The organism is Anoxybacillus flavithermus (assembly GCF_002742685.1).
GTDB classification, from domain to species: Bacteria; Bacillota; Bacilli; order Bacillales; family Anoxybacillaceae; genus Anoxybacillus; species Anoxybacillus flavithermus_E.
Genome location: NZ_PEDM01000029.1, coordinates 12470 through 38729, shown reverse-complemented (window position 1 = coordinate 38729; position 26260 = coordinate 12470). Strand labels below are relative to the sequence as shown.

Here is a 26260-nt window from a genome sequence, read left to right as displayed (position 1 = left end):
TATTAGGCACGCCGCCAGCGTTCGTCCTGAGCCAGGATCAAACTCTCCATAGAAAAGTTATCCTTAGCTTCTTTACGCTTTTCGCTTCGTTCAGTTTTCAAGGAACATCTTGTCACTTTTGAAGCGACTTTTTTATACTATCACATCAACAATCTCATGTCAATAATAAATTTTACTTTTTAATCGCCGCCACATCTCGGTAGCGACGATTAAAAATATATCACGAACATTTTTACACGTCAATACTTTTCTTTATTTTTTTCAACTATGTAATGTCTATGAAAAATCCCTTGCCCTTTCGTTGCGATTTTTTCAACAGAAAGCATATGCTTTTCAACGAGAAATTCAAGCAAAATCTCTAAATCAACACCATACACCATCAACTCTTTTTCACTTAACAATTCCGCCATCGACCACGGTGTGTCTTTTTTCTCAAGCACATGCATCAGATGACTCGCTCCTTGTTTCAGCTTCGAATGAATAAAAAAATCACTTGCTAAAAATAATAATTGCAATCGCTTATCAAGCGGTTCTTCACTCCCAACTAACTCTGCATACAATTTATAAATTTGTGGCTCAATCTGTTTTACTTGATTCCACACAGTGACTTCGGGATAAAAGCCATTTTCGATAATAGATAAACGAGCTAAGTGATGCAGGGCATGCAACACATGGTTGTACGCATCAAGCCATTGATCTTTTTCAAAAAAACTCCTGCCCTCGATGTAGCGACGCACTAATCTAGCGAACTCTATCCCCATTTTCACCTTTCTTTCCTCTTTAGGAAACTGCAATAGACGTTGTCGCAATTGTGCAATATATTCGTTGCGTTCAAACAGAATCTTTCCATTCAACAACCAATTCATTACTTTTCGATTTGAACCGAGCAACACCCATTCTTTCATTTGACGTTCGTCTACAACGTACAATGATGCACTTTTTTCTTCAAACGCATAATGTTTAATAAAAACCGTTTCCTCTCCCTCTCGAACGATGACAAATAAGATAACATCAAATAAATCCGTCTCCGGAGAATAATCCGAACCTCTTTCAACCATTAAAATACCGAGGGTACGTGACTGACTGGCTCGCTCTTGGTAAATCGGACGCAACACATCTTCCATAACCGAATCCTCCAATTTTCAACATTGTTTGACCGTATTCGACAATTTCAAAAAAACTCCTGCTTATCATTTAAAACTTATGTTATAGTTATGCGTAGGAGGAGATAAATGTGGGTGTGAAATATTCAAGTAAAATTAATAAAATTCGTACGTTTGCGTTAAGTTTAATTTTTATCGGATTTTTCGTGATGTATGCAGGCATATTTTTCCGTACATCACCTATTGTTATGACATTATTTATGATTTTAGGATTGTTGTTTATTATCGCAAGTACAGTTGTTTATTTTTGGATTGGTATGTTGTCAACAAAAACGATACAAGTCGTTTGCCCTTCATGCAACAAAGTAACAAAAATGTTAGGTCGAGTCGATGTATGTATGTATTGCAACGAGCCACTTACACTCGATCCAACACTTGAAGGAAAAGAATTTGACGAAAAATATAATCGAAAAATAAAAAGCAAAAAAAGCTGATAGCATCGATGCTACCAGCTTTTTTAATGATGTCCTTTTTGACAGTCCGGACACGTTCCGTAAATTTCCATTCGATGATGACTTACTTTAAACCCTGTCACATGTGCGGCTAAATCTTCTACTTCATCTAAACCAGGATAATGAAAATCGACAATTTTCCCACACGCTTCGCAAATGACGTGATAATGATGTGTCGTAACAAAATCAAAGCGACTTGACGCATCACCATACGTTAATTCTTTAACAAGACCGACTTCTTTGAACACACGCAAATTATTGTATACAGTTGCGACACTCATATTTGGAAATTTTCCTTCCAAAGCTTTATAAATTTCATCCGCTGTTGGATGGGACATCGACTGAATCAAATATTCGAGTATCGCATGACGTTGCGGTGTAATACGGACGCCGGTTTCTTTCAACGTATGAAGCGCTTCTTTCAATTGATGTGCGTGCGTCACCGTCATGCACCTCACTTCCATTTATAAAAATTATAATTATTACTTTATAATTTTTATAAATAGTGTACAAAAAAATGAGACCGTTTGTCAATTGGATTTTTAGGGAAGAAAAAAAGGCGACCCTTGAAGAATCGCCACATACACATTTGAGGAGGTGTGTGCTCTACTATATCGTACGCAACGATTTCATTATTTGTTTGAGCCAACCGCCTCTTTTAAAGCGTTCAGTACCTGTTCGACATGCCCATTTACTTTCACTTTTCTCCACTCTTTCACAATTTGACCGTTTGGATCGATTAAAAACGTCGAACGCTCAATCCCCATATACTCTTTCCCAAAATTTTTCTTTAACTTCCATACCCCGTATGCTTTCGCTACATCTTGTTTTTCATCAGCAAGAAGTAAAAACGGCAAGTGGTGCTTTTCAATAAATTTTTTATGTCGCTCAATGGAATCTGGGCTAATTCCGATTAAAACGGCCCCTAAATCCGTTAATGATGCATAATGATCCCGAAAATGACAAGCTTCTGTCGTACATCCTGGCGTCATGTCTTTCGGGTAAAAATATAATACAACATACTTCCCACGAAATTGTGACAATGTGACGTTTTCCCCATTACTTGCTGGTAATGTAAAATCAGGCGCTTCCATGTTTCTCCTCCTATCTTTTTTCTACATCCATCACCGTCCGAACAACAAAAGCAGCAGGGAGCGCATAACCAAGCAGCGCTTCGACCATCGCAATCCACCGACCAATCCCAATCGGGACGATATCGCCATAGCCAACGGAAAGCAATGTCACCGCACTAAAATATAAACTCGTTTCGACATATTGAAAAAAATTAGAGGCGACTATATTCTTCCCATTTTCCATCATAACAACATGTCCATTTATATGCAAAATTGTATACACGAGAGCAAAACCGATCATTGTCGTTGAATAAACAAATAAAATGGCAATAAAATTTTTCAATGAAATGACAGAACGTTTCGTTTGCCAAAACGAAATAAAACTCATACATATAACAAAAACGATCATGCCAATCCACACATACGTCACAACATCCCCTCCTATCCCTTTATATATACGAGGGGATGTTTTATTTAATTCCCCGCCCCACGATAACGTTTGATGCCCGCATTCCATAACAGTACCGACAATGTAAAACAAACCATTCCCATCACCGGCGTCAAAAACGAGTACGTATACCATTCCGTTTTACGTAAAAAATACGCTGCCGGATATACACCAACAAACGCAAACGGCAAAATCCATGTCAAAATGTAACGAATGATGCGATTATAAATGTCAACAGGGTATCTCCCATAGTTTCCTATGTTATACATCATCGGCATAATTGAACTGCGCGCATCAGACCAAAAGCTAATACTCGCTAACGAAATAAAAATGCCTGCGTAAACAAATGTTCCTCCTAACACAAATAACACAAACAAAACTGCATCATACCAATGGAACGTCATATGCAATCTTGATGCCGCATACCCCATAACAACTAAACCGGTAATCCCTCCAAGGAGCGACTCGAGTTCCATTCGTTCAAGCACAATTTGAAATAAACTATGCACCGGTCGAGTTAACACTCGATCCATTTCCCCGCGCACAATATATCGTTCATTAAAATCCCAAATGTTAAAAAATGAAGCAAATAAAGCGAAAGGAATTAAAAAGAAACCGTAAATAAAAATAATTTCATCTCGCGTCCAACCGTTTAATAATTGCGTATGCCCAAATACAACAAGAATAAAAATTAAATTCACACCTTGAAACATTAAGTCAGATAAAAACTCAACAAACAAATCAGTTCGATATTGTAATTTTGTTTTGACATATTGACTCATATATTGAAAAAAAATCGATACATAAAACATATGTTCACCCCCCTTGAATGATGAGTTTTCGTTTGGCCGCTTTCCATAACAAATAAATCGGAACAATCAATACAACACACCAAACAGCTTGAAACATCATTCCTTTGATCGCAACATCTCCTGTGAAGCTTTCCGTAAAAATCATACTTGGGATGTAGCTAATCGCTTGAAAAGGCAAATAGTGCATCACATGTTGTGCCCACTCGGGATAAAAACTAATCGGCAAAATGAGTCCTGAAAATAAATCAATAATGAAACGTTTAGCCCGAAGTAATCCTTCCCCATTTAACGTAAAAAATGTGACCATCCCTGCTAATAAATTGAGCTGCGAGTTAATAATAAAACTAAGTATTGTCGACAAAGTAAAATATCCCCATGTATGAACATTCGTTGTAAATTGAAGAGAGAAAACAAATGTGACAATAAGCATTCCCGGAAGTGAAAAGAAAATGAGTCGGAAAATACCTTCTCCAAGACCTTGCATCGTTTTCATGACTAAATAGTTGTACGGGCGAATCAATTCAATCGCTACTTTGCCATCACGAATTTCCATCGCAATTTCACGATCAATGTTATTAAAATAAAACGCTCTTGCCATCCATGCGATCGCCACATACGTCGTCATTTGTTCTACTGTCATACCTTGAATAGAAGATTGTCCTCCATAAATGGCAGACCATAAAAAATAATACGCACCAATATTGATGCTATAAATAAAAATGCCGCTATAATAATTCGTTCGATAAGCTAACATCATTAAAAAACGCATACGAATCATTTCAATATATTTAGCCATAATGAATCCCTTCTTCATAAATGTTGCGAATAATTTCTTCCGTTGAAACTTCACGAATGTGAATATCTTTTAACTCATAGGAAGAAACAACTTTTCCGATCACATGCGCCATATCATTCGCGCGAACATGCGCAATCCAATTATATCGATCCTCCCCTTGTTCCCATGTGACATGAACAAGCGATGCAAGTTCTTCTTTTGAAACAAGATCGCGAAATTGGAAGTGAATTTGTTTTCCTTCTCCCCAATTTTGCTTTAAATGTTGCAATGACCCATCATAAATGATTTTTCCTTCATCAAGCATAATGACACGTTCACAAAGTGCCTCAATATCTGTCATATCGTGCGTTGTTAATAAAATTGTTGTGTTGTACTTTTCATTAATTTCCTTTAAAAATTGACGAATTTTTAGTTTCACTAGCACGTCTAAACCGATCGTTGGCTCATCTAAAAATAAAAGTGGTGGATTATGAATAAGCGCAGCCGCTAATTCACAGCGCATTCGTTGACCAAGCGATAACTTGCGTACTGGCTTATCAAGCAACGGACCAATATCTAACGTTTCAATGACATGATCCATATGTTCGTTATAATCTTGGTCAGAAACACGGTATACTTTTTTTAACAACCGAAATGACTCTTGCACCGCAATATCCCACCATAATTGCGATCGCTGACCAAATACAACACCGATCGTCTGCACGAAACGTTCTCGCTCTTTATGCGGATTCATGCCATTCACAACAACCCGCCCAGACGTCGGTGTCAAAATTCCTGTTAACATTTTGATTGTCGTTGATTTACCTGCCCCGTTCTCCCCGATGTAACCAACCATTTCCCCTTGTTTGACCGTAAATGAAATATCATCGACAGCCCGAATGATTTTATAGTTTCTCGTGAACAAATCCCGAAAAGCCCCAGCTAAACCAGATCGGCTAGAGTACGATTTAAATTCTTTCCGTAGTTTTTCTACTTCAATGGCATACATGTTCCTCACCTCTTATGAAATCACTATTTACTAGTGTAACGAAAATGTTGAAACTCAACAAATGGTGTGCTCAAATAAATGTGATAAAATAAACACCATGAAAGAAATTTTACATAAAAGGAGGAGGCTTCGCGTGAATTTTACGAAGTCTGAACAATTATATCAGGAAGCGCTTGAACATATCGTCGGTGGCGTCAACAGCCCGTCTCGTTCATATAAAGCTGTTGGAGGCGGTGCACCCGTCGTGATGGAAAGAGCACAAGGGGCATACTTTTGGGATGTAGACGGCAATAAATATATCGATTATTTAGCGGCGTACGGCCCTATTATTACTGGACATGCCCACCCGCACATTACAAAAGCGATTCAACACGCAGCTGAAAACGGCGTTTTATACGGGACGCCAACACCTTATGAAATTACATTCGCGAAAATGTTAAAAGAAGCGATCCCTTCTCTCGAGAAAGTACGTTTCGTCAATTCAGGAACAGAAGCGGTCATGACGACGATTCGTGTCGCACGCGCATATACAGGACGTGATAAAATCGTAAAATTTGCAGGTTGCTATCACGGCCATTCCGATCTTGTTCTTGTCGCTGCTGGCTCCGGTCCATCCACATTAGGCACACCCGACTCAGCAGGCGTACCAAAAAGCATCGCTCAAGAAGTCATTACTGTTCCTTTTAATGATGTCGATGCATTTAAACAAGCGATGGAGCGGTGGGGAGACGAAGTGGCTGCTGTTCTTGTCGAACCTATCGTTGGTAACTTCGGGATCGTTGAGCCAAAACCTGGCTTTTTACAAGCGATTAACGACATCGCTCACGCAGCTGGCGCCCTTGTCATTTATGATGAGGTCATTACTGCTTTTCGCTTTATGTATGGTGGGGCTCAAAACTTGCTCGGCATCGAACCAGACTTAACGGCACTTGGAAAGATTATTGGTGGCGGATTACCAATTGGTGCATATGGCGGTAGAAAAGATATTATGGAACAAGTAGCTCCACTCGGTCCCGCTTACCAAGCAGGAACGATGGCGGGAAATCCCGCCTCTATTTTAGCAGGTATTGCTTGTTTAGAAGTATTACAACAAGAAGGCGTATACGAACATCTCGATCATCTCGGTGCAATGTTAGAAGCTGGCATTTTAACACATGCGAAAGCATACGATATTCCTGTGACGATTAACCGTCTAAAAGGAGCACTCACCGTATACTTTACAACAGAAAAAGTAGAAAACTATGAACAAGCGGAACGAACAGATGGGGAGATGTTCGCTAAATTTTTCAAGCTCATGCTTCATCAAGGCATTAATCTCGCCCCTTCGAAATATGAAGCATGGTTTATTACATTAGCTCATACGGAAGAGGATATTGAGTATACAATTGAAGCGGTAGGACGTGCATTTAAATCCTTAAAAAATGAATAAATATACAATTATAACGGGGTAGGAACATATATTCCACCTCGTTTTTTGTGCTTGAAACAAATGAAAACGCTTACATGTTTCGTGAACGTTTTGTTACACAAACTGAATATCATATCCAAAAACATGAATAAATAATTGATTTTCTGTCTTGGTCGTGTTAATATAAACTATAAAATTTAGAAAATTTTATTTTTTAAAAAAGTTTTCAGGTAGGAGGTGGCGAAGGCGAGAAGCGAACGATAGTCGCTTGCAAGCCGCATGCTATGAAACAACAATGGAATCCAACTTCATTTCAACATTTTTATGAACATGAACACGATGCGTGTGGAATTGTCGCTGCGGTTGAAAAACGACGCATTCCGACAAGAGAAAACATTACAACGTGTATTAACGCCCTCGTCACAATGAATCATCGCGCTGGATTCATCAATGGAGAAGGAGATGGCGTCGGCATTCATATTGACATTCCAAAAGCGCTTTGGAAAGAAAAATTTGCTGTTGCCCAACTTAACCCTCAACTCGTCGATCGCGATGATTTTATCGTTGGCCATATATTTATTACGCGAACAACGAATGTCGAAGAGAAAAAAGCACGTATGCGTCAATTGTTTGATCAATTTCATCTCAATCTTATTTTTGAATCTGATCGCGTGACCTCTTCTTCAGCGCTCGGTCCAATCGCTTTACGCGAAGAACCTGTATTTTGGCAAGTAGCCCTTTTACCAAACAAAAATGAAACGTTATCTAAAACGTTGTTTGAATTAACGATTGAAATAGAAAAAGATGAACATGTTCACGTCGCCTCTCTTAGTAACCATCATGCCATTTACAAAGTGATGGGAGCTGGAGATATTTTACCAAAATATTATCATGACTTAGCGAGCCCGCTCGTCGCATCTACAATGACACTTGGTCATAATCGCTATTCAACAAATACATTATCAAACTTTTTCCGTGTTCAACCGTTCACCGTACTCGGTCATAACGGCGAAATTAACACAATCGCCAAACTTCGCGAGGAAGCGACAATGATTGGCGTCCCGCTCACGAATGGCGGGAGCGACTCACAAGACTTAAGCCGGACGATGGAAACGCTCATTTATCGGGACGGCTATACGTTGTTTGAAGTGATGGACTTTTTGTTCCCGCCAATTGTAAACGAAATCAAACATTATCCAGCCCATTTACAAGATTTATATACTTACATTCGCGAAGCTTGGGGACATTTTGCACAAGGACCTGCAGGCATCATTTCTCGCCATGCAGATGAAGCAGTGTTTAGTGTTGATGCACTTGGATTGCGTCCACTTTGGAAAATTGAAACAGAGCATCGTTACGTGTTCGCATCCGAACCAGGCATCATTCCAGCGTGCGAATATACAGGAGAACCAAAACCGCTCGCACCAGGAGAAAAAATCGGCCTAACATGGCAAGCAGACGGAACAATTCGTGTTTACGAATATGCTGACTATCAGCAAGAGGTGTACAACCGCATTCGAAATCGTTTAAATATCGAGAATATGCGACATCGTTTACAAACACCAACGTTAAAACCGTATGTGCTCGTTGCTCAACCTACAAAAGTGCATAATGGGCAATACGCTGCATTCGGTTGGGATCGTGAACATATTCAATTGATCGAACAAATGGCAGAAAAAGGAGCAGAGCCCATTCGTTCGCTCGGTCATGATGCTCCGCTTGCAGCCATTGATCCTGAACGAAAAAATATTGCTGACTTCATAAAAGAAAGCGTGGCGGTTGTCACAAACCCTGCCATTGACCGCGACCGCGAAACAGAACATTTTTCTACACGCGTTGTTGTAGGAAAACGCCCAAGTATCGTTTCAAATGAAGAACATCCATACACAGTTGAACTTCTTTCACCTATCTTAATCGAAGGGAAACTCGGAAACGAATGCGCGGAAATGTTGCAACAACCATCATATGATCAACTCGTTCATGCATTTGAAGAAAAACAATTAGCATACTTTATATCCGCAACGTTTGTTGAGCACGAAACGATTCCAACGGCTCTTAATCGTTTAGGCGAAGAGGCATGCGAAGCTGTTGCAAATGGAAAAACGTTGCTTGTCATTGACGATGCAAAAGCGCATCAAAATGGTCATTTATGGATCGATCCACTTCTTGTCATATCAGCCATTGATCAAGCATTAACAAAAGCGCAATTACGGAGAAACTGTTCGCTCCTTCTTCGTTCTGGAGCGATTCGTTCATTGCACGATTTCATCGTTGCATATGGACTTGGTGCGAACGTCATTAGCCCATATTTGATGTTTGCGACAGTTGCTGATTCGTCCACTCGACCAGCGATCCATTTATTCCAAGCATTAAATAAAGGGCTTGAAAAAATCATTTCAACAATCGGTATTCATGAGTTGCGTGGATATAGCCGTCTATTTTCGTCTATCGGACTACACGAAGACATTGCATCTGTATTAAATATCGTCAACTTTTTTGGCTCAGATTCGCTTGCCCAAAATTTTGAAGCATTAAAACAAGATGCGGTCGCCCGTGCTAAAGATTTTGAAGCAGAGCAAGCAAAGTTACGAAAAACATTTCACGTATTCCCACGTATTTGGAAAGCGATTGGCGAAGTGGCACAAACCGGCTCATACGATCAATATCGTGAAAAGTTAACAGAAATTGAAACGGAAACACCAACAGCCATTCGCCATTTAACAGACTTAAAACAAGCAAACGTGCCTGCTAAAAAAGAACACGTCGACATTTCAGTTGGTGAACATAGCTTGCCGTTTGTAATCGCTTCGATGTCATTTGGTTCACAAAACGAAATTGCGTTTCGCGCTTACGCAGAGGCGGCGAACCGTCTGAACATGATTAGCTTAAACGGTGAGGGTGGCGAAATTAAAGATATGCTCGGCAAATATCCGCGCACGCGCGGACAACAAGTCGCCTCTGGACGATTTGGGGTCAATGCTGAACTACTGAATTCTTCCAATTTGCTTGAAATTAAAATCGGGCAAGGAGCAAAACCGGGCGAAGGTGGTCATTTACCAGGCTCAAAAGTAACAGCAAAAATTGCCGAAGCACGGAACGCAACGATCGGCTCTGATTTAATTTCACCGTCTAATAACCATGACATTTATTCGATCGAAGACTTAGCACAAATGATTGCTGAATTGAAAACAGCAAATGACCAAGCAAAAGTGGCCGTCAAAGTGCCTGTCGTCCCTAACATCGGCACGATTGCTGTCGGCATTGCAAAAGCGGGCGCTGACATTATTACACTAAGCGGCTTCGACGGCGGTACAGGAGCAGCGCGTATTCATGCGATTCAACACGTTGGCTTACCTGTAGAAATTGGCGTTAAAGCGGCACATAACGCCCTTTTAGAAGCCGGATTGCGCCATCAAGTGGAAATTTGGGCAGATGGTGGCATAAAAAGCGCGATGGACGTCATTAAAGTGATGCTTCTCGGTGCTAATCGCGTAGGTTTCGGAACGTTAGCGATGATCGCCATCGGATGTACGACATGTCGCGGTTGTCATTTAGATACGTGCCATGTCGGAATCGCTACACAAATTGAATCAGAAGCACAAGCAAAAGAACATGGTTTGCGTCGCTTCATTCCAAGACAATTCGAGCAAGCAGTACAAAACTTAGTGCGCTTCTTTACCGCGTTCGGTGAAGAACTTAAAGCGCTCACCGCATCGCTTGGTTATACAAACTTACAACAACTTGTCGGTCGCTCTGACTTACTTGAACAAACGCGCGGACGCGATCGGATGAATTTAGCGACGTTATTAAAACCATTAGAGATCGGTCAATGGTATCAAAAAGAAGTAGCAGCAACATCAGAAGAAGGAAAGCTTGCCGTTGCAGTTGGTGCGGAATATTTAGATTACCAAGTTGAAGACTTGCACCGCTCACGTGAATTTTCAACTGTCACAGCTGAACAGCGTGTGCTCGGTAGCCGTGTTGCATGCCATCGGGTACGTGGTCGATTAGACGGATCGTACAAAAAATTGCCAAATATTTCTCTACGATATAAAGACGGCTCTGTACCTGGCAATGGACTTGGTGCGTATAACGTCGCGGGCATTCATATTCACGTTGACGGCGGAGCACAAGATGGCGTTGGAAAAACATCATTTGGTGGCGGTATTTTCATCTTCAAATCAAAAGGAAAAGACGGAAAGTTTTACAACGGATCGGTCGGAAAAGGATTTGGCTACGGAGCCCAAAAAGGACTATTAGTCGTGCAAGGAAATGCCGATGCACGTGCAGGCATTCGCCTATCAGGAGCGGATATGATTATCGGCGGTCGAGTGACAAAACCAATTCCTGAAGTGGAGCATGGTAATATCGGTGTCAACGCAAACATTAAAGGGTTTGCCTTTGAATATATGACAAACGGACGCGGGCTCGTTTTGGGCGACCCAGGTCCATGGATTTGCGCTGGAATGACAGGTGGTGTCGTTTATTTGCGTCATCAACCAGAAATGGGATTAACAAAAGCAGCTCTTGAACGTCGAATTGCTAAAGGGGCAAATGTAACGATTCAACTGCTGAACGAAAAAGGAAAATCAGATGTTCAAGAATTACTTCGCACATATATCGATTTGCTGATCGAACATGAACAACACGACGAAGCAGCAACGCTTCAACCGTTGTTGCAACAGCCAGAACAACACTTTTTCCAAGTCATTCCGAAAAAAGAACAAGCTGATCCGTCTGTGTCAACAGAATAAATGTAAAAGAACTGCCTCGAAAATGGGGCAGTTCTTTTAATTTTTTTCCTTTTTTCTTGATATACTGATGAAAAACATGTATATTTGTTTGTTGTTCTCACAAGATGATGAAAAAGAAAGGAATTTGAGCGACGATGAGACTTGGAGCCCGCGTCTTTAAAACCGGGATTGCAATTACATTTGCTTTAGTTTTAGCGAAGCTGTTGCAGTTGCCTTCACCTGTATTTGCTGGCATTTCAGCTGTATTTGCGATGCAGCCGACGATTTACCGTTCATATTTATCTTTAATTGAACAAATACAAGCAAACGTCATTGGTGCGATTTTCGCAATCGTTTTTACACTAATTTTCGGACACGATCCGTTTATTATCGGGTTAACTGCCATTTTAGTTATTGCGTTGTTTCTTCGTCTTCGTTTAGAATCTTCTATTTCTGTCGCACTTGTGACGGTTATTGCCATTATGGAATACACAGAACAGCATTTTATTGAATTTGCACTTATTCGCTTTTCGACGATTATGTTAGGGGTGCTTGCAGCGTTTGTCGTTAATTTAGTATTCCTTCCGCCAAAATATGAAAAAAAGCTATATACAAAAATTGTTGAATATACGGAACATATTTTGAAATGGATTCGCATGAATGTTCGACATGCATCTGAGCATCATTTACTAAAAGAGGACATTGAGAAATTAAAAGAAAATATGATGAAACTAGATCAACTTTATTTACTTTACAAAGAAGAACGGACGTATTTTCGTAAACATAAATATAGTAAATCGCGCAAACTCGTATTGTATCGACAAATGATTGTCGCAACAAATCGTGCGTTAGAAACGTTAAAATTGTTGCATCGTTTAGAAAACGAACTAGCACATACATCTTCGGCGCTTCAAGACGCCATTAAAAATGAACTCGACTGTTTATTGAATTACCATGATCAAATATTGTTGAAGTTCATTGGAAAGGCAAAATCTGATCCACAATCGCAATTTGCGACAGAGGCATGCTTTGGAAAAAAAGAATTAATTCACTCGTTTTTAAGCCATTACGCTGAACAAAGTGTTCAACAAGAAAATTATCAACTATTTCCATTGATCGGAGCGATTATTGAATATAGTCATCAACTTGAACATTTAGACACACTCATCGAAAGCTTTCACCATTACCATAAAGAAGAACATGCCGTCCCTACCCCTGAACAAGAATAAAAGATGTCCCGGTTGTATCTCGGGACATCTTTTTTAACTTTTCATGCGCGGATCCAATGCATCGCGCAATCCATCTCCCATTAAGTTAAATCCTAACACCGTTAACATAATGGCTAAGCCCGGAAAAATCATCGTCCATGGCGCCTGTGTTAAATATGCTTTTGAGTCGGCTAGCATTTTCCCCCACTCAGGGTTTGGTGGTTGGGCACCTAATCCGAGAAAACCGAGGGCTGCTGCTTCAATGATCGCTGTTGCAATTGCTAATGTTCCTTGCACAATAATCGGCGCCATGCTGTTTGGTAAAATGTGATGAAATAAAATGCGTGCATCACTCATCCCGATTGCTTTTGCTGCTGTAATATACTCTTCCTGTTTAATGCTTAATACGCGAGAACGAATGAGACGACCGAAGTTTGGAATGTTAATGACCGCAATCGCAATAAGTGCATTTTTCAACGACGGTCCTAAAACCGCAACGATGCCGATCGCTAATAAAATGCTTGGAAACGCAAGCATAATGTCAAATATGCGCGAAATGACGGCGTCGATCCAACGTCCATAATACCCTGCAATAATTCCAAGTAAAGAACCGATGACTACCGAACCTAATACTGAAAAAAACCCAACCCATAGCGAAATGCGCGCTCCATAAACGACGCGAGAAAAAATATCACGTCCGAAATCGTCTGTCCCAAATATATGGTCTTTCGACGGAGCTTGTAAACGCATCGAAAGTTGTTGATCGTTCATCTCGTACGGGGCAATCAATGGTGCAAAAACAGCAAGCAAAATGAAAAATAGCACAATGCCGCTTCCAACGAGAGCCATTTTATTTTTCCGAAAGCGAATCCATCCTTCTTTCCATAACGATGTCGCTTGTTCTTCTTGTTGTACAATATTTGCTTCGTTTCGTGCAAGCTCAGCCAATGCGCTCCCTCCTTTAATTATATTTAATGCGCGGATCGATCGCTGCATATAACAAATCAACAATTAAATTGATGAAAATAAAAATCATCGCCACAATTAAAATACCAGATTGAATTACAGGGTAATCACGATAGCCGATTGCTTCATAAATATAGCGACCAATTCCAGGCCAACTGAAAATCGTTTCAGTTAAAATCGCACCGCCAAGCAACAACCCCATTTGCAGACCGATCACCGTCAACACAGGAATGATCGCATTTTTTAGCGAATGCTTGTACACTACCCAAAACATGCTTAATCCTTTCGCACGTGCTGTTCGAATATAATCGGACTTCATTACCTCAAGCATGCTTGAGCGAGTCATACGAGCAATAATCGCCATCGGAATCGTTGCTAAAGCGACGCTCGGAAGCACTAAATGTTGCAACGTTTGAACAAACTGATCTGTATTGCCTTGCATTAACGTATCAATGACATATAAGTGGGTAATCGCTTCAATGGGATTACGAACATCTTCACGTCCAGATGTCGGAAACCAATCTAAGTTAATCGCAAAAATCCATTGCTCCATCAACCCGAGCCAAAAAATAGGCATCGAAACGCCAACTAAAGCCAACACCATCGCCACATAATCAAACCAAGAGTTTTGAAACCATGCGCTAATAATACCTGCATTGACACCAATCACCACAGCAATGAACATAGCTGCAAGCGATAATTCTAATGTCGCCGCCAAATATGGCCAAATTTCTTGGGAGACGGCTACACCTGTACGAAGTGATTCCCCTAAATCCCCTTTTAATAATCCACCGAGATATTTGATATATTGAACATACCACGGTTGATCTAATCCAAGTTTATGCGTTAATGCTTCAACAGCTTCTTTCGTTGCCTTTTGCCCCAAAATGACTTGAGCTGGATTTCCTGGAATGGCGCGAATCATAAAAAACACAACGAGCGACATGCCAAGCAATACAGGAATGACCGTTAACAAGCGTTTGATCGTATATGAAAACATACGTCTCACTCCTTTCTCACATGATGGAAAGGGAGAGGATTCCCTCCCCTCCCTCAACACAACGATTATTTAAACTGTACTTTTGTAAATTTATCCGTTCCTGTCGGATGCGGATTAAATCCTTCAATGTTTGCTTTACCTGCTAATAACGGTGTTGAGTGTACGAGCGGAATCCATGGTGCATCTTCTTTAATAATTTCTTGCGCTTTTTTGTACAATTCGTTTCGTTTGTTTTCATCGCTAACTGTTTGCGCTTCGATTAAAATGTTGTGCAATTCATCGTTTGCATAGTACGTGTAGTTGTTGCTACCGATGCTATCTTTATCAAGTAGCGCATATAAGAAGTTGTCAGCGTCACCGTTATCACCTGTCCAACCGAGCAAGAACGCATCTGCTTCTCCTTTTGCTACTTTATCTAAGTATGTTGCCCATTCATACGTGACGATTTTTGCTTTTACACCAATTTTCGCAAAGCTTGCTTGCAACGCTTCGGCTACTTTTTGTCCATCTGGCATATATGGACGTGGAACAGGCATCGCCCATAATTCCATTTCAAATCCGTTTGGATAACCCGCTTCTGCAAGCAATTGTTTCGCTTTTTCTAAATCATACGGATAATCTTGAATCGCATCGTTATAGCCAGGAATGCTTGGCGGTAATGGGTTTTTCGCCGGTTGTGCTTGACCTGCATAAAACGCATCAATAATCGCTTGTTTATCTACGGCATGATTCAATGCTTGACGAACGAGTTTATTGCCTAACGGACCACGTGTCACCGTTAATCCGACATAACCGACGTTCATCGAAGGACGTTTAAACACTTGGAAATCTTTATTTCCTTCTACTTGAGCTAAATCAGAAGGATTCAAATCTTCCATAATATCAATCTCGCCTTTTAACAACGCATTGAGGCGCGCAGAGTTGTCTGGAATCGATACGAAAATTAACTTATCAAGTTTTGGATGACCTTCTAACCAATATTCCTTGTTTTTCTCAAGCACGATGCGTTCATTGCGCTTCCACTCTTTAAAGACGAATGGACCTGTTCCAACAGGATTTTCACCAAATTTATCGCCATATTTTTTAATGGCTTCAGGACTAGCAATCGCAAACGGTACCATCGCAAGATTTTTTAAGAATGGTGCTTGCGGACGTTTTAAAACAAACTGCACAGTATGTTCATCTAACGCTTTTACTTCTTTAATGACATGTCCTTCATCGTTTTTGTATCCACCAAACATAGAGCCGTAGTATGGGAACGTATCCGCATTTCCGTTTGCCCAACGTTCAAAGTTAAATACAACCGCTTCTGCGTTAAAATCTGTTCCGTCGTGGAACTTCACGCCTTTACGAAGCGTAAACGTATACGTAAGTCCATCTGGGGAAACTTCCCATTTTTCCGCTAATGCCGGTTGAATCGATGTGTCGCCATCATTGTAATCGAGCAATGTGTCAAAAATGTTTTTCGTGACTTTAAACGATTCACCGTCTGTCACTGTCGCTGGGTCTAATCCAACGGAGTCTCCGCCACGCCCATAAACGAGCGTCGTTTGCTTTTCAGCTTCTTCCGTTTTGCCTCCACCTGTTTGTTCCGACTTGCCGCAACCTGCAAGCGCAGTCGCTGCTGCAAGAAGAAATGTAAGCATAGTAAGTAACCATCTTTTCTTCATCTCTTTTCCCCCTTAGTGAATAATATATTTCATCGCTTAGCCATCTTTATGTATAAAGATGGCAAGCGACGTAATGCCCTTGTTCAACTTCTTTCCATGCTGGCTTTGTCGTTTTACAAATATCCATACATGCTTGACATCGTGTATGAAAAGCGCATCCTGCTGGCGGATTCGATGGACTCGGTAAATCTCCGCTAAGCAGTTGCTTTTCTTTTTTATATTCCGGATCTGGAATCGGAACAGCTTCAAGCAACGCTTTTGTGTACGGATGTTTCGGATGGCGATATAGCTCTTCGCTGCTAGCGAGTTCAACCATTCGTCCTAAATACATGACGCCAACGCGATCGCTAATATGGCGTACAACACCAAGGTCATGAGCGATAAAAATATATGTCAAACCAAACTCTTTTTGTAAATCTTCTAGCAAGTTCAGCACTTGGGCTTGAATAGACACATCAAGTGCTGAAACAGGCTCATCCGCAATAATGAGCTTTGGTTTCGTCATCAATGCGCGAGCGATGCCGATACGTTGTCGTTGTCCTCCGCTAAATTGGTGCGGATAACGTTTTGCATGATAGCTACTTAATCCAACGACTTCTAACATCTGACGCACTTTTTTTCGCCGCTCTTCTTTTGAACCGATTCCATGAACAATGAGCGGTTCTTCTAAAATTTTTTCGACTGTATGGCGCGGATTAAGCGATGCAAATGGATCTTGAAAAATCATTTGCATATCGCGGCGTACTTTTCTTAATTGTTGTGGGGATAGCTTCGTCACTTCTTCATTTTCAAATACAATAGATCCTTCTGTCGGTTCAATGAGCCGCAAAAGCATTCGTCCTGTTGTAGATTTTCCACAGCCACTCTCCCCCACGATGCCTAACGTTTCCCCTCTGTAAACAGAAAACGATAAGTCATCAACCGCTTTCACTTGACCGATTTGTTTATTAAACAAACCTGCTGTAATGGGAAAATATTTTTTTAGTCCTTTAACTTGTAGTAACGGTTCGTTCATGGATAGTATGTTCCTCCTTTGCATACAAAAAGCAACGCGCACGATGGCCTTGTTCTACTTCGTATAAATCTGGATTTTCGGAAAAACACCGCTCAAATGCTTGTTCACATCTTGCCGCAAAACGACAACCTTGTTTAATCGAGCCCGGCTTTGGTACGCTTCCTGGAATAGAATATAAACGTGCTTTTCTTTCTCGAATATCTGGAACGGAACGAATAAGTCCAATCGTATATGGATGTTTTGGATTTCGAAAAATCGTTTGAACATCCCCTTCTTCAATAATTTTTCCCGCATACATCACAACAACGCGATGGCACATTTCTGCGACGACGCCTAAGTCGTGTGTGATCATCATAATCGCTGTACCGAATTGTTCGTTTAACTGCTTCATCAAATGTAAAATTTGCGCCTGAATCGTCACATCTAAAGCAGTCGTTGGCTCGTCGGCAATTAATAAAGATGGATTGCATACCATCGCCATCGCAATCATCACGCGCTGTCGCATGCCCCCAGATAGCTGATGTGGATATTCATCAATCATCTCTTCGGCACGAGGTAAACCAACAAGTTTCAACATATCAACGGCTCGCTTTCGAGCTTCTGCCTTGCTTATTTTTTGATGAATGCGAATCGCTTCAATCATTTGGTTACCGATCGTAAAAAGTGGGTTTAATGACGTCATTGGCTCTTGGAAGATCATCGCCATTTCATTTCCACGTATTTCTTTCATCCGTTTTTCTGATGCTAGCACAATATTTTCATCTTTAAACCATATTTCTCCATCTGTAATTTTCCCGATCCCCTTCGGCAACAATCCCATAATAGAAAGCGATGTCACACTCTTTCCACAGCCCGATTCGCCAACAACGCCTAAAATTTCACCTTTATTTATGTAAAAACCTACGCCATCAACCGCAGGAACTTCCCCTTCGTCTGTGAAAAAGCACGTTTTTAAATTTTCGACTCGTAAAATAGCCTCATCTCCCACGGAAGCCCCTCCTTCTATATACAGAAAATTTATATTTTTAAAATAATTTTTATGTACGTTTCAAATTATTACATGAATATTAAAAAAATACAACAAAAAATTCAAAAAATTTTATCATTCTTAACAAAAAATAAAAAACAACGGCTATAAGTAAGCAACCGTTGTTTCCAACAAATATATGTATCATTTTCACTTTTCATACATAGTAAACTTTTTATACCAATGTTCGACCACTTCGGGAGCAAACGGTCCTTTTTTCTCTTTAATCCATTGAATTAATTTTTGAATATTATTTTTTAAAATCTTATCAATAATTTCAGGATAGTTCATTTGATTGCGATGTCTTTCATATTCATCACGATCTAATATATCGTACTGACCGTTTGGAAATACTTTAATATCTAAATCATAATCAATATATTTCAGCGCTTCCCCATCCCAAACGTAAGGGGAGCTCATATTACAATAGTAATACACACCTTCTGGACGAATCATCGCAATAATGTTAAACCAATGTTCTGCATAAAAAAAACAAATGGCCGGCTCACGCGTCACCCACGTTCTCCCGTCTGATTCTGTCACAAGTGTACGATCGTTGCCACCGATCACTTCGTCTTCGCTTCCTTTTAAAACGACTGTTTCTTTCCATGCGCGATGGATATGACCGTCATGTTTATAACTATGAATTTGAATGATCGCCCCTGTCTGTGGATAATCCATACATATTCCCTACTTTCATTCGACGCTTTTTCCTCTATTATAACGTTAATACGCGAGGAAGAAAAAGAGCATCGGACGAAAACCGATGCCCTTTGCCCGTTATTGTTTTTTCTTCGCTTCTGCTTTTGCGTTTTGTTGTTTAACATGTTGCACATCTGTTTCAGTTGAAAACTCTGTTCCGTATTGACCAGCATTTTGCTGTTTTACATGTTGAATATTTGTTCCTGCGACCGTTTTGTTCGGTTGTTTGTTCATTATACTCACCTCCACGATTACTACTTTGTATTATTTGCTGAAAAATATGCGTATGAATAATTTTTATTTCGCTTCCTACACTACATAAAGAGGTGAGAATGATGTATATTGGCCGCGATTTAACACATCTGCAAATGATTTCAAAACAGGAATGGAAAGATAGCGAGTTAGCGTTTTTTCATCACGCCCTTCAACAAGTGACTCCGTATTTAAATGCTGAAGGACAAACAATGCATCGTGAAATTATTGAAGAAATTGAAGCAAGAGGCGGTTTACAGCGAAACGAAGCAACATACACAAATGGAACGCGAGTATTTTACGAGTAAAGGCATATGCCTTTACTCGTATGCTTGCCATATTTTTTGGTATATGACCGGGAACGCATACTGATTTAGTTCATCGGCTGTGACCCATTTATTCGTTTCGTCATCGATTTGTAATTCAAGCGCGTTTCCTTTATATGCTTCAATATGCCACACGATATGGGAAAATACGTGTTCGAATGTACCGATTCGTTGTATTGAACGAAGCACGACATGATATCGTTCGCTTATTTCTTTTATAAATGCTTGTTCATTCGGTGTTGGAGCATGTTCATCGTTCGGAAATTGCCAAAGGTTAGCAAGCAATCCGCTACTTGGTCGCTTTTCAATTCGTATTTTCCCCTCTTCGTTCGTAAGCACAATGGCACGAAAAGCCACATGCTTCGGCGCTTTTCCTTTTGTTTTTACAGGTAGCTCTGCCTCTACCCCTTCCGCAAACGCGCGACAATGGCGCTGAACAGGACATAAAAAACAGCTCGGATTTTTTGGTGTACAAACGAGTGCCCCTAGTTCCATTAACGCTTGATTGAAATCAGATGGATCGTCATGTGAAATAATGCAAGACACAATTTGCTCGAACTTTTTTCTCGTACTCGCTCTCGCAATGTCGTCTGTAATATAAAAAATACGCGACAATACTCGCATCACATTCCCGTCTACTGCAGGTTCAGGGATGCCGTAAGCAATGCTTAACACCGCTCCCGTTGTGTACGGCCCGACACCCTTCAATGAAGAAAATTGTTCCTTAGACGCTGGCACACGTCCACCGTACTTTTTTTTGACTTCTTTTACTGCTGCATGTAAATTGCGAACACGGGAGTAATATCCAAGCCCTTCCCACGCTTTAAGCACTTCCTCCTCCTTAGCGTCAGCTAACGCGTCTAAAGTCGGAAATTTTTCAATAAACTGATAAAAGTAAGGGATGACCGTATCAACTCGCGTTTGTTGTAACATCACTTCCGATACCCATATTTTGTATGGATCTTTATTTTTCCGCCAAGGTAAATCGCGTTGCTCTGTTCGAAACCAATCAATTAAATCGTGTTGAAACTGCTCAATATGAAAATGCGCCAATATTTGTTGTACATTTTCTTTCACGTTCATTCCTCCAAAGTGGTAAACTAAAAGTAAGTCCAATCGGAAAAAGGAGGCCTTTTATTTGGATACTGGTACACACGTTTTAATGGGTTTTGCATTAGGTGGATTAGCAACATTCGATCCAGCAGTTGCTAACGACCCAACACTTGCGCATGCCGTACTGATCGGCACGCTTCTGGGCTCGCAAGCACCTGATATCGACACTGTGCTAAAATTAAAAAATAATGCAAAATATATTCGTAATCATCGTGGCATGACACATTCGATCCCAGCTTTGTTTGTTTGGACGTTGCTTATTAGTGCCGCCCTTTTCTACGTGTATGACACGTCCTTTTTTCACGTAGCGCTTTGGACATGGATTGCCGTTAGTTTACATGTGTTTGTCGACATTTTTAATTCGTATGGCACGCAAGCATTACGTCCTTTTTCAAAAAAATGGGTCGCCCTCGGTATCATCAATACATTCGACCCGTTCATTTTTATCATTCACTTAGCTGGCGTCGTCTTATGGCTGAGCGGACACCATGCGGGATATACGTTCCTTTCCGTATATATCGTGCTCATTGGTTACTATATCATTCGCTTCCGTCAACAACAAGCGATCAAACGAAAATTAAAACAAATGTTCTCGGATGTGGAACAAATTATTACTGTACCTACAATAAAATGGAATGAGTGGCATTTAGCTGTAACGACATCGACCCATTTTTACGTTGCGCGGGCACAAAGCGGGTCAATTGATGTACTTGACATCTTTGAAAAATGTCCGGTCCCAAATATCCCAGTTATTGAAAAAGCAAAACAGGATGAAAATTTAGCTGCCTTTTTGTCGTTTTCGCCAGTATATCGTTGGGAAATTCATGAATATGACGATCATTATGAAGTGCGTTTCATTGACTTACGATATCGAAGCAAAGATTATTATCCTTTTGTTGCGGTCGTACAACTTGATCGCAACCTCAATATCGTCAGTTCATATACAGGCTGGATTTTTAGTGAGAAAAAATTGCGCAAAAAACTAGAACTTATTCCAAGCTAAAGTAGGTGTAAAGTCATCCCTCTCAACAAATACTATACGTGTGCTTCGAAAGCACGAAATGAACGTCTGGGGGGACTAACATTGAGCAATAAAGAACGCGGCTTTCCGAATCAAAACAACGAAAAATTAGAAGGCGAGCCACGCGCAAAAGCGGAATACGCATCAAAACGCGCAAACGGCACGATTAATACGCACCCTCAAGAACGAATGCACGCATCAAGTCAACGTGGCGACATCGAGGAGGAATAAAATGGGTAAACATTGGCGTAAAAAATTTTATGATAACCGTTATTCCGATCCTTTTCCACAACCATGGGCAAACCCGAAACACGCCCATGCGCAAGTAAACGGTGAAACACAACAATCGCAAAGTTTAATGATTTTACATTCTGAAGTAAGCAAACGGAAAATTTAAAATGAAAGAGAGGTTGACGAGCGTGTCAACCTCTTTTTTTTAACAATGAAATGGGTAACGCGACTTCTGTGTTTGGATCGTTTAAACGATAGCCCCACGCGAAAACGCCGTTCATATATTGAAGTTTAAATAGCGACTGCGGATCCCCTTCAATTTCATAAAATTCCCCTGGTTGAAAATCATTTGGATTTAACAAATACGCTTTCGCCATCGCAATTTTCCGTTCATATACTGCGTATTCGTTCACCATTCCCATTTGTTCTGCTTTTCGGGCTTTTTCCGTTAATGTGGCGATCTCTTGTTTTAATTCCCATTCGCTCATTTCACTATATCGTTTTTGTTCCATTCCTCTCACTCCACTTTATGACAGCTTCATATTCATCGTACCATAAGTGAAGCTAAAATACATAGATCAAAATAAGGCTAAAAATTCCCGTCATCAATACGTAATAAAGCATCGGAATGAGCGTCATGCGAATGATTGTCCCTTCTTTTCCAGCTAAACCGACGACGGAAGCTGCAGCAACAACGTTTAATACACAAACCATGTTCCCTGCATTTGCCCCCAACATTTGTCCAGCGATAACGATATGATGAGGCACTTGAATTTGATCAGCAATGCTAAATTGAAATAAAGAAAACATCATGTTACTAAACGTTGCACTACCTGAAATAAATGAACCAAGCGCCCCAATTAAAGGAGCAACTAACGGCCAAGCGGAACCAACCGCCCCCGCGACCATCGATGCTAGCTCAATCGGCATACTTGCAAGCCCTGCTTCATTTATACCGGAGTTAATAAAAATTCGAACCATCGGCACCGCCGTTCCGAGCGCAATGGCGCTACCGATAAGCGTATATGCCGATTCTTTTATTGTTGCTACAACATCTTCGCGCTTCATTTTATGCATAAACACGGTAATGAAAATGACGACAAGAAAAATCGTTCCCGGTAAATATAACGGTTCAATCGATGTGCTAATGTTCGTTCCTAAAATGTTGTTAAACTGTAGTTTTACCGAACGAAGCCATGCTTTTAACGGTAAGTTTTGCAGGCGAGTCAATACTAAAATAAGCGCAACTAAAATATACGGCATCCATGCAAGTAAAAGCGGCATATCACTTTTTTGCACGTTCGTTACTTGTTCATGTGCATCTGTTTTCTTAAAATCCCACGGTTCTTTCGGTAATAAAAATCCTTTTTTCGCTGCTGGGATGACGATCGCTAACCCGATTAATCCTCCGATCATCGATGGAAACTCTGGTCCAAGAAAAGAGGCAACGAGAAATGCTGGGACGGTGAAACTAAGCCCTGCAAATAAAGCAAATTTCCAAATTTCCAATCCTTCTTTCCACGAACGATTTTCACCAAAAAAGCGCGTTAAAATAAGCACTAAAATAAGCGGAATCAACGTACCAATAATAATATCAAACGACACCGCTTGTTTAGCTAATGTTTGAAGAAATGATGATAAATCCGCTGTGCCAATAACATGTTGCACTCGTTCAGCAACAGAGTTTCCTTCCCGAAGCCCTTGATCGACCCCGACAATAATCGGTGTGCCGACAGCTCCAAACGAAACAGGACTACTATCTGCAACGAGGGCAACAACGACCGCTGCAAGCGGCGGAAAACCTAAAGCGACAAGAAGCGGAGCACCAATAGCTGCAGGCGTTCCAAATCCCGCTGCTCCTTCAATAAACGCCCCGAATAACCACGCGATGATGATAACTTGCACACGTCGGTCGCGCGTAATACCTAAAAATCCACTTCGAATCGTATCCATCGCTCCACTTTTCGTCAACGTATTTAACAATAAAATGGCACCAAAAATAATCCATAAAATTGAGATTGCTACAATGACACCTTCAATTGTTGCAGCTGCTATTTGAATGCCGGGCATTTTCCAAACAAATAACGATAAAATAACAGTAATAAGAAAACTAATCGGCATCGCTTTTGCCGCTGGTAAACGCAATAAAACGAGAAAAAGAAAGACAGCTAATACCGGTGTAGAAGCTGTAATCACTTGTAAAAAGCTCATATTGTTCTCCTTTCTTTGTTGTAATATAATGACATAAGACATTGTACCATATGTTTGCGCATATATTCACAATTACATTTGACTACTTCTTGACAACTACTTATGTATACGTTTTCCATATTGTTGTGAATATATGACGTGCGAAAGGATGAAAGTAATGGAAAGTATCATTATCACAGGGGCTGGAACGGGTCTCGGAAAAGAACTTGCCCTTTTATATGCACAACGAGGGTACGAAATCATTTTAGTCGGGAGAAGAAAGGAGCCATTACAATCTGTCCAACGACAAATTGAATCTTTTAGAGGAAAAGCGGTCGCTTTCCCGCTTGATATTACAAATTACGAACAAGTGCACCAAACAGCTGAAGCACTTTATCATACATACAACATTACGATGCTTATTAACAATGCCGGCGTCGGCCATTTCGGTCCACTAGAACAAATGACAGATCAACATATTCACGAAATGATCGATATTAACGTCAAAGGCACGATATATATGACAAAAGCGTTTCTCCCGTATTTTAAAACGTTACCTGAAGCCAATATTATGAACATTATTTCAACAGCCGGCTTGCGCGGTAAAGTAAACGAAAGTGTATATGTCGCAAGTAAATTTGCTGTGCGCGGTTTTAGCGAAAGTCTCGTGAAAGAACTGGCGGAAACAAACGTCGCTGTTACCGCTGTATATATGGGCGGTATGAATACGCCGTTTTGGGACGATTCTAACCATATTCAAGATCGCTCTCGCCTTCGTTCCCCAAAACAAGTAGCAGAAACAATTATAAACCAATATAACCGACAAGCAGAAATCATTGTGGAGTAGGAGGATTTATTCCTCCTTTTTCTTTTCTAAAAATTTTTCAATTAACGAAAGCGAAAAACCTTTTCGGTACAATGCTTGTTTCATTTTTTGCTCGTACGTATAACGGTCATATGTTTCATAGCGGCGATGCGCTTTTTCCCCATAATATATGAGCGCTTCCCACTCCTTTCCGTCATCTGCAGTCACATGTTGTTTTGCCATTTCAACAATATGCGAAGGAAAACCTTTCATATGCAACAGTTGAGCAATATATGTTTTTTGTTCTTGATACGACCGCTTTTTCGATTGCTTATTTATTTTCTCCATCCATTTGATTGCTTTATCTCGTTGCATATCCTCTGTATAACGTTCCATCGCTTTTGTGATCACATCTTCACTTACTCCTTTATCCATTAGCTCCTTGTAAATCACATAAGGACCTTTCAAAGTTGTGTTCATTTGTGTTTGCACGTATGCATGTGCAAATTGTTCGTCGTCTATATATTGCTCATGTTGTAGTTTTCCAATCACTCGTTCAATCGTTTGAGCATCTATGTGTCTTTTTTTCAAATAGTCAACAACTTCTTGTTTCGAGCGCATACGATAGGCTAAAAAACGGAGCGCCATCTTATACGCTTGTTTTTCGTCATCTTTTTTTATCATTTCCGCCCATTGCTCTCGGGTTACTGTCATTCCTTTTTTCATTCTGTATTCAATCAGTATATCTTGATCAACAGAAATCGTATGTTTATCGCCATCTTCTTTGACAAAATGAACATAAAATCGTTCCGCATTTTTTCGATCCACTTCAATTTTCTCAATCCACATCATGAAAACACA

General features: G+C 40.5%; 27 protein-coding genes. 9 read left to right on the top strand and 18 right to left on the bottom strand.

Annotated elements, in window-relative coordinates; all coding sequences use genetic code 11:
• Positions 1-239: 239 nt before the first annotated feature.
• Positions 240-1124: a nucleotidyltransferase-like protein gene (locus CS060_RS11320; protein WP_035048351.1), complete on the bottom strand. Its 885-nt coding sequence runs from the start codon at positions 1122-1124 to the stop codon at positions 240-242.
• Between the two features lie 110 nt (positions 1125-1234).
• Between CS060_RS11320 and CS060_RS11315 the strand changes: the two genes are divergently transcribed.
• Positions 1235-1597: a YgzB family protein gene (locus CS060_RS11315; protein WP_035048352.1), complete on the top strand. Its 363-nt coding sequence runs from the start codon at positions 1235-1237 to the stop codon at positions 1595-1597.
• A 23-nt stretch (positions 1598-1620) separates the two neighbouring features.
• On the opposite strand, the gene perR is transcribed toward CS060_RS11315, so the two are convergent.
• The 6 genes from perR to CS060_RS11285 all read right to left on the bottom strand — a co-directional run bounded on the left by perR (position 1621) and on the right by CS060_RS11285 (position 5732).
• Complete coding sequence (gene perR / locus CS060_RS11310) at positions 1621-2064, bottom strand: peroxide-responsive transcriptional repressor PerR (protein WP_032101066.1); 444 nt, start codon at positions 2062-2064, stop codon at positions 1621-1623.
• 183 nt (positions 2065-2247) lie between these two features.
• Entirely contained in the window at positions 2248-2709 is a 462-nt protein-coding gene (gene bcp, locus CS060_RS11305; protein WP_099668972.1) for a thioredoxin-dependent thiol peroxidase, read from the bottom strand.
• 10 nt (positions 2710-2719) lie between these two features.
• A complete protein-coding gene (locus CS060_RS11300) occupies positions 2720-3118 on the bottom strand; it encodes a potassium channel family protein (RefSeq protein WP_035048354.1) in 399 nt (132 codons plus the stop codon).
• 44 nt (positions 3119-3162) lie between these two features.
• Positions 3163-3948 (bottom strand): ABC transporter permease, encoded by a 786-nt coding sequence (locus CS060_RS11295; RefSeq protein ID WP_099668971.1) that lies wholly within the window; start codon positions 3946-3948, stop codon positions 3163-3165.
• A 4-nt stretch (positions 3949-3952) separates the two neighbouring features.
• Complete coding sequence (locus CS060_RS11290) at positions 3953-4744, bottom strand: ABC transporter permease (protein WP_035048358.1); 792 nt, start codon at positions 4742-4744, stop codon at positions 3953-3955.
• On the bottom strand, positions 4737-5732 hold the full coding sequence (locus CS060_RS11285) for an ABC transporter ATP-binding protein (RefSeq protein WP_035048360.1): 996 nt from the start codon (positions 5730-5732) through the stop codon (positions 4737-4739). Before CS060_RS11285 ends, CS060_RS11290 begins: the two co-directional genes overlap by 8 nt.
• 133 nt (positions 5733-5865) lie before the next feature.
• On the opposite strand from CS060_RS11285, the gene CS060_RS11280 reads away from it, so the two are divergent.
• The 3 genes from CS060_RS11280 (at position 5866) to CS060_RS11270 (ending at position 13102) form a co-directional block, all read left to right on the top strand.
• A complete protein-coding gene (locus tag CS060_RS11280) occupies positions 5866-7161 on the top strand; it encodes a glutamate-1-semialdehyde 2,1-aminomutase (protein WP_035048362.1) in 1296 nt (431 codons plus the stop codon).
• A 263-nt stretch (positions 7162-7424) separates the two neighbouring features.
• On the top strand, positions 7425-11894 hold the full coding sequence (locus CS060_RS11275) for a glutamate synthase-related protein (protein WP_099668970.1): 4470 nt from the start codon (positions 7425-7427) through the stop codon (positions 11892-11894).
• A 134-nt stretch (positions 11895-12028) separates the two neighbouring features.
• Positions 12029-13102: an FUSC family protein gene (locus CS060_RS11270; protein ID WP_035048364.1), complete on the top strand. Its 1074-nt coding sequence runs from the start codon at positions 12029-12031 to the stop codon at positions 13100-13102.
• A 33-nt stretch (positions 13103-13135) separates the two neighbouring features.
• On the opposite strand, the gene nikC is transcribed toward CS060_RS11270, so the two are convergent.
• The 7 genes from nikC to CS060_RS11235 all read right to left on the bottom strand — a co-directional run bounded on the left by nikC (position 13136) and on the right by CS060_RS11235 (position 19695).
• Positions 13136-14029 carry a nickel transporter permease gene (nikC, locus tag CS060_RS11265; RefSeq protein WP_006322061.1) on the bottom strand — a complete coding sequence of 298 codons (894 nt, stop codon included), beginning with the start codon at positions 14027-14029 and terminating at the stop codon, positions 13136-13138.
• Positions 14030-14042: 13 nt separating this feature from the next.
• Positions 14043-15047, bottom strand: coding sequence for an ABC transporter permease (locus CS060_RS11260; protein ID WP_035048367.1), 1005 nt, complete (start codon positions 15045-15047; stop codon positions 14043-14045).
• A 65-nt stretch (positions 15048-15112) separates the two neighbouring features.
• Positions 15113-16717 carry an ABC transporter substrate-binding protein gene (locus CS060_RS11255; protein WP_035048369.1) on the bottom strand — a complete coding sequence of 535 codons (1605 nt, stop codon included), beginning with the start codon at positions 16715-16717 and terminating at the stop codon, positions 15113-15115.
• A gap of 46 nt (positions 16718-16763) precedes the next feature.
• Positions 16764-17732: an ABC transporter ATP-binding protein gene (locus tag CS060_RS11250; RefSeq protein WP_035048371.1), complete on the bottom strand. Its 969-nt coding sequence runs from the start codon at positions 17730-17732 to the stop codon at positions 16764-16766.
• Complete coding sequence (locus CS060_RS11245; protein WP_035048374.1) at positions 17707-18720, bottom strand: ABC transporter ATP-binding protein; 1014 nt, start codon at positions 18718-18720, stop codon at positions 17707-17709. Before CS060_RS11245 ends, CS060_RS11250 begins: the two co-directional genes overlap by 26 nt.
• A 189-nt stretch (positions 18721-18909) precedes the next feature.
• Positions 18910-19440, bottom strand: coding sequence for a nucleoside tri-diphosphate phosphatase (gene ntdP, locus CS060_RS11240; RefSeq protein WP_035048377.1), 531 nt, complete (start codon positions 19438-19440; stop codon positions 18910-18912).
• A gap of 99 nt (positions 19441-19539) precedes the next feature.
• Positions 19540-19695, bottom strand: a complete 156-nt coding sequence (locus CS060_RS11235; protein WP_035048380.1) for a gamma-type small acid-soluble spore protein — start codon at positions 19693-19695, stop codon at positions 19540-19542.
• Positions 19696-19796: 101 nt separating this feature from the next.
• On the opposite strand from CS060_RS11235, the gene yfhS reads away from it, so the two are divergent.
• Complete coding sequence (gene yfhS, locus CS060_RS11230) at positions 19797-20021, top strand: mother cell protein YfhS (protein ID WP_035048383.1); 225 nt, start codon at positions 19797-19799, stop codon at positions 20019-20021.
• 12 nt (positions 20022-20033) lie between these two features.
• On the opposite strand, the gene mutY is transcribed toward yfhS, so the two are convergent.
• Positions 20034-21122 (bottom strand): A/G-specific adenine glycosylase, encoded by a 1089-nt coding sequence (gene mutY / locus CS060_RS11225; protein WP_035048387.1) that lies wholly within the window; start codon positions 21120-21122, stop codon positions 20034-20036.
• 55 nt (positions 21123-21177) lie between these two features.
• On the opposite strand from mutY, the gene CS060_RS11220 reads away from it, so the two are divergent.
• The 3 genes from CS060_RS11220 to CS060_RS11210 all read left to right on the top strand — a co-directional run bounded on the left by CS060_RS11220 (position 21178) and on the right by CS060_RS11210 (position 22570).
• Positions 21178-22155, top strand: coding sequence for a metal-dependent hydrolase (locus CS060_RS11220; RefSeq protein WP_099668969.1), 978 nt, complete (start codon positions 21178-21180; stop codon positions 22153-22155).
• Positions 22156-22236: 81 nt separating this feature from the next.
• Entirely contained in the window at positions 22237-22404 is a 168-nt protein-coding gene (locus CS060_RS11215; RefSeq protein WP_006322049.1) for a small, acid-soluble spore protein K, read from the top strand.
• Position 22405: 1 nt separating this feature from the next.
• The gene (locus tag CS060_RS11210) at positions 22406-22570 is read left to right on the top strand and encodes a YpzG family protein (protein ID WP_006322047.1); all 165 of its coding nucleotides are present in this window, start codon (positions 22406-22408) and stop codon (positions 22568-22570) included.
• Positions 22571-22595: 25 nt separating this feature from the next.
• On the opposite strand, the gene CS060_RS11205 is transcribed toward CS060_RS11210, so the two are convergent.
• Complete coding sequence (locus CS060_RS11205) at positions 22596-22916, bottom strand: YfhH family protein (protein ID WP_035048390.1); 321 nt, start codon at positions 22914-22916, stop codon at positions 22596-22598.
• Between the two features lie 52 nt (positions 22917-22968).
• Positions 22969-24615, bottom strand: coding sequence for an L-lactate permease (locus CS060_RS11200; RefSeq protein WP_052025575.1), 1647 nt, complete (start codon positions 24613-24615; stop codon positions 22969-22971).
• Between the two features lie 157 nt (positions 24616-24772).
• Here CS060_RS11200 and CS060_RS11195 point away from each other — a divergent pair, with 157 nt between their 5' ends.
• Positions 24773-25441 carry an SDR family NAD(P)-dependent oxidoreductase gene (locus CS060_RS11195; protein ID WP_035048393.1) on the top strand — a complete coding sequence of 223 codons (669 nt, stop codon included), beginning with the start codon at positions 24773-24775 and terminating at the stop codon, positions 25439-25441.
• A gap of 6 nt (positions 25442-25447) precedes the next feature.
• Here CS060_RS11195 and recX read toward each other — a convergent pair whose 3' ends face one another.
• Positions 25448-26248 (bottom strand): recombination regulator RecX, encoded by an 801-nt coding sequence (gene recX, locus CS060_RS11190; protein WP_052025577.1) that lies wholly within the window; start codon positions 26246-26248, stop codon positions 25448-25450.
• Positions 26249-26260: the final 12 nt, after the last annotated feature.

Coding starts and splice junctions, on each gene's coding strand:
- CS060_RS11285 (WP_035048360.1), bottom strand. CDS start 5,732: ATGTATGCCATTGAAGTAGAAAAACTACGGAAAGAATTTAAATCGTAC.
- ntdP (WP_035048377.1), bottom strand. CDS start 19,440: ATGGATTATCCACAGACAGGGGCGATCATTCAAATTCATAGTTATAAA.
- CS060_RS11200 (WP_052025575.1), bottom strand. CDS start 24,615: ATGAGCTTTTTACAAGTGATTACAGCTTCTACACCGGTATTAGCTGTC.
- CS060_RS11260 (WP_035048367.1), bottom strand. CDS start 15,047: ATGTTTTCATATACGATCAAACGCTTGTTAACGGTCATTCCTGTATTG.
- CS060_RS11270 (WP_035048364.1), top strand. CDS start 12,029: ATGAGACTTGGAGCCCGCGTCTTTAAAACCGGGATTGCAATTACATTT.
- CS060_RS11235 (WP_035048380.1), bottom strand. CDS start 19,695: ATGAACAAACAACCGAACAAAACGGTCGCAGGAACAAATATTCAACAT.
- CS060_RS11250 (WP_035048371.1), bottom strand. CDS start 17,732: ATGAACGAACCGTTACTACAAGTTAAAGGACTAAAAAAATATTTTCCC.
- CS060_RS11195 (WP_035048393.1), top strand. CDS start 24,773: ATGGAAAGTATCATTATCACAGGGGCTGGAACGGGTCTCGGAAAAGAA.
- CS060_RS11210 (WP_006322047.1), top strand. CDS start 22,406: ATGGGTAAACATTGGCGTAAAAAATTTTATGATAACCGTTATTCCGAT.
- CS060_RS11205 (WP_035048390.1), bottom strand. CDS start 22,916: ATGGAACAAAAACGATATAGTGAAATGAGCGAATGGGAATTAAAACAA.
- yfhS (WP_035048383.1), top strand. CDS start 19,797: ATGTATATTGGCCGCGATTTAACACATCTGCAAATGATTTCAAAACAG.
- CS060_RS11320 (WP_035048351.1), bottom strand. CDS start 1,124: ATGGAAGATGTGTTGCGTCCGATTTACCAAGAGCGAGCCAGTCAGTCA.
- perR (WP_032101066.1), bottom strand. CDS start 2,064: ATGACGGTGACGCACGCACATCAATTGAAAGAAGCGCTTCATACGTTG.
- CS060_RS11275 (WP_099668970.1), top strand. CDS start 7,425: ATGAAACAACAATGGAATCCAACTTCATTTCAACATTTTTATGAACAT.
- recX (WP_052025577.1), bottom strand. CDS start 26,248: ATGTGGATTGAGAAAATTGAAGTGGATCGAAAAAATGCGGAACGATTT.
- CS060_RS11295 (WP_099668971.1), bottom strand. CDS start 3,948: ATGTTTTATGTATCGATTTTTTTTCAATATATGAGTCAATATGTCAAA.
- bcp (WP_099668972.1), bottom strand. CDS start 2,709: ATGGAAGCGCCTGATTTTACATTACCAGCAAGTAATGGGGAAAACGTC.
- CS060_RS11290 (WP_035048358.1), bottom strand. CDS start 4,744: ATGGCTAAATATATTGAAATGATTCGTATGCGTTTTTTAATGATGTTA.
- CS060_RS11255 (WP_035048369.1), bottom strand. CDS start 16,717: ATGAAGAAAAGATGGTTACTTACTATGCTTACATTTCTTCTTGCAGCA.
- mutY (WP_035048387.1), bottom strand. CDS start 21,122: ATGAACGTGAAAGAAAATGTACAACAAATATTGGCGCATTTTCATATT.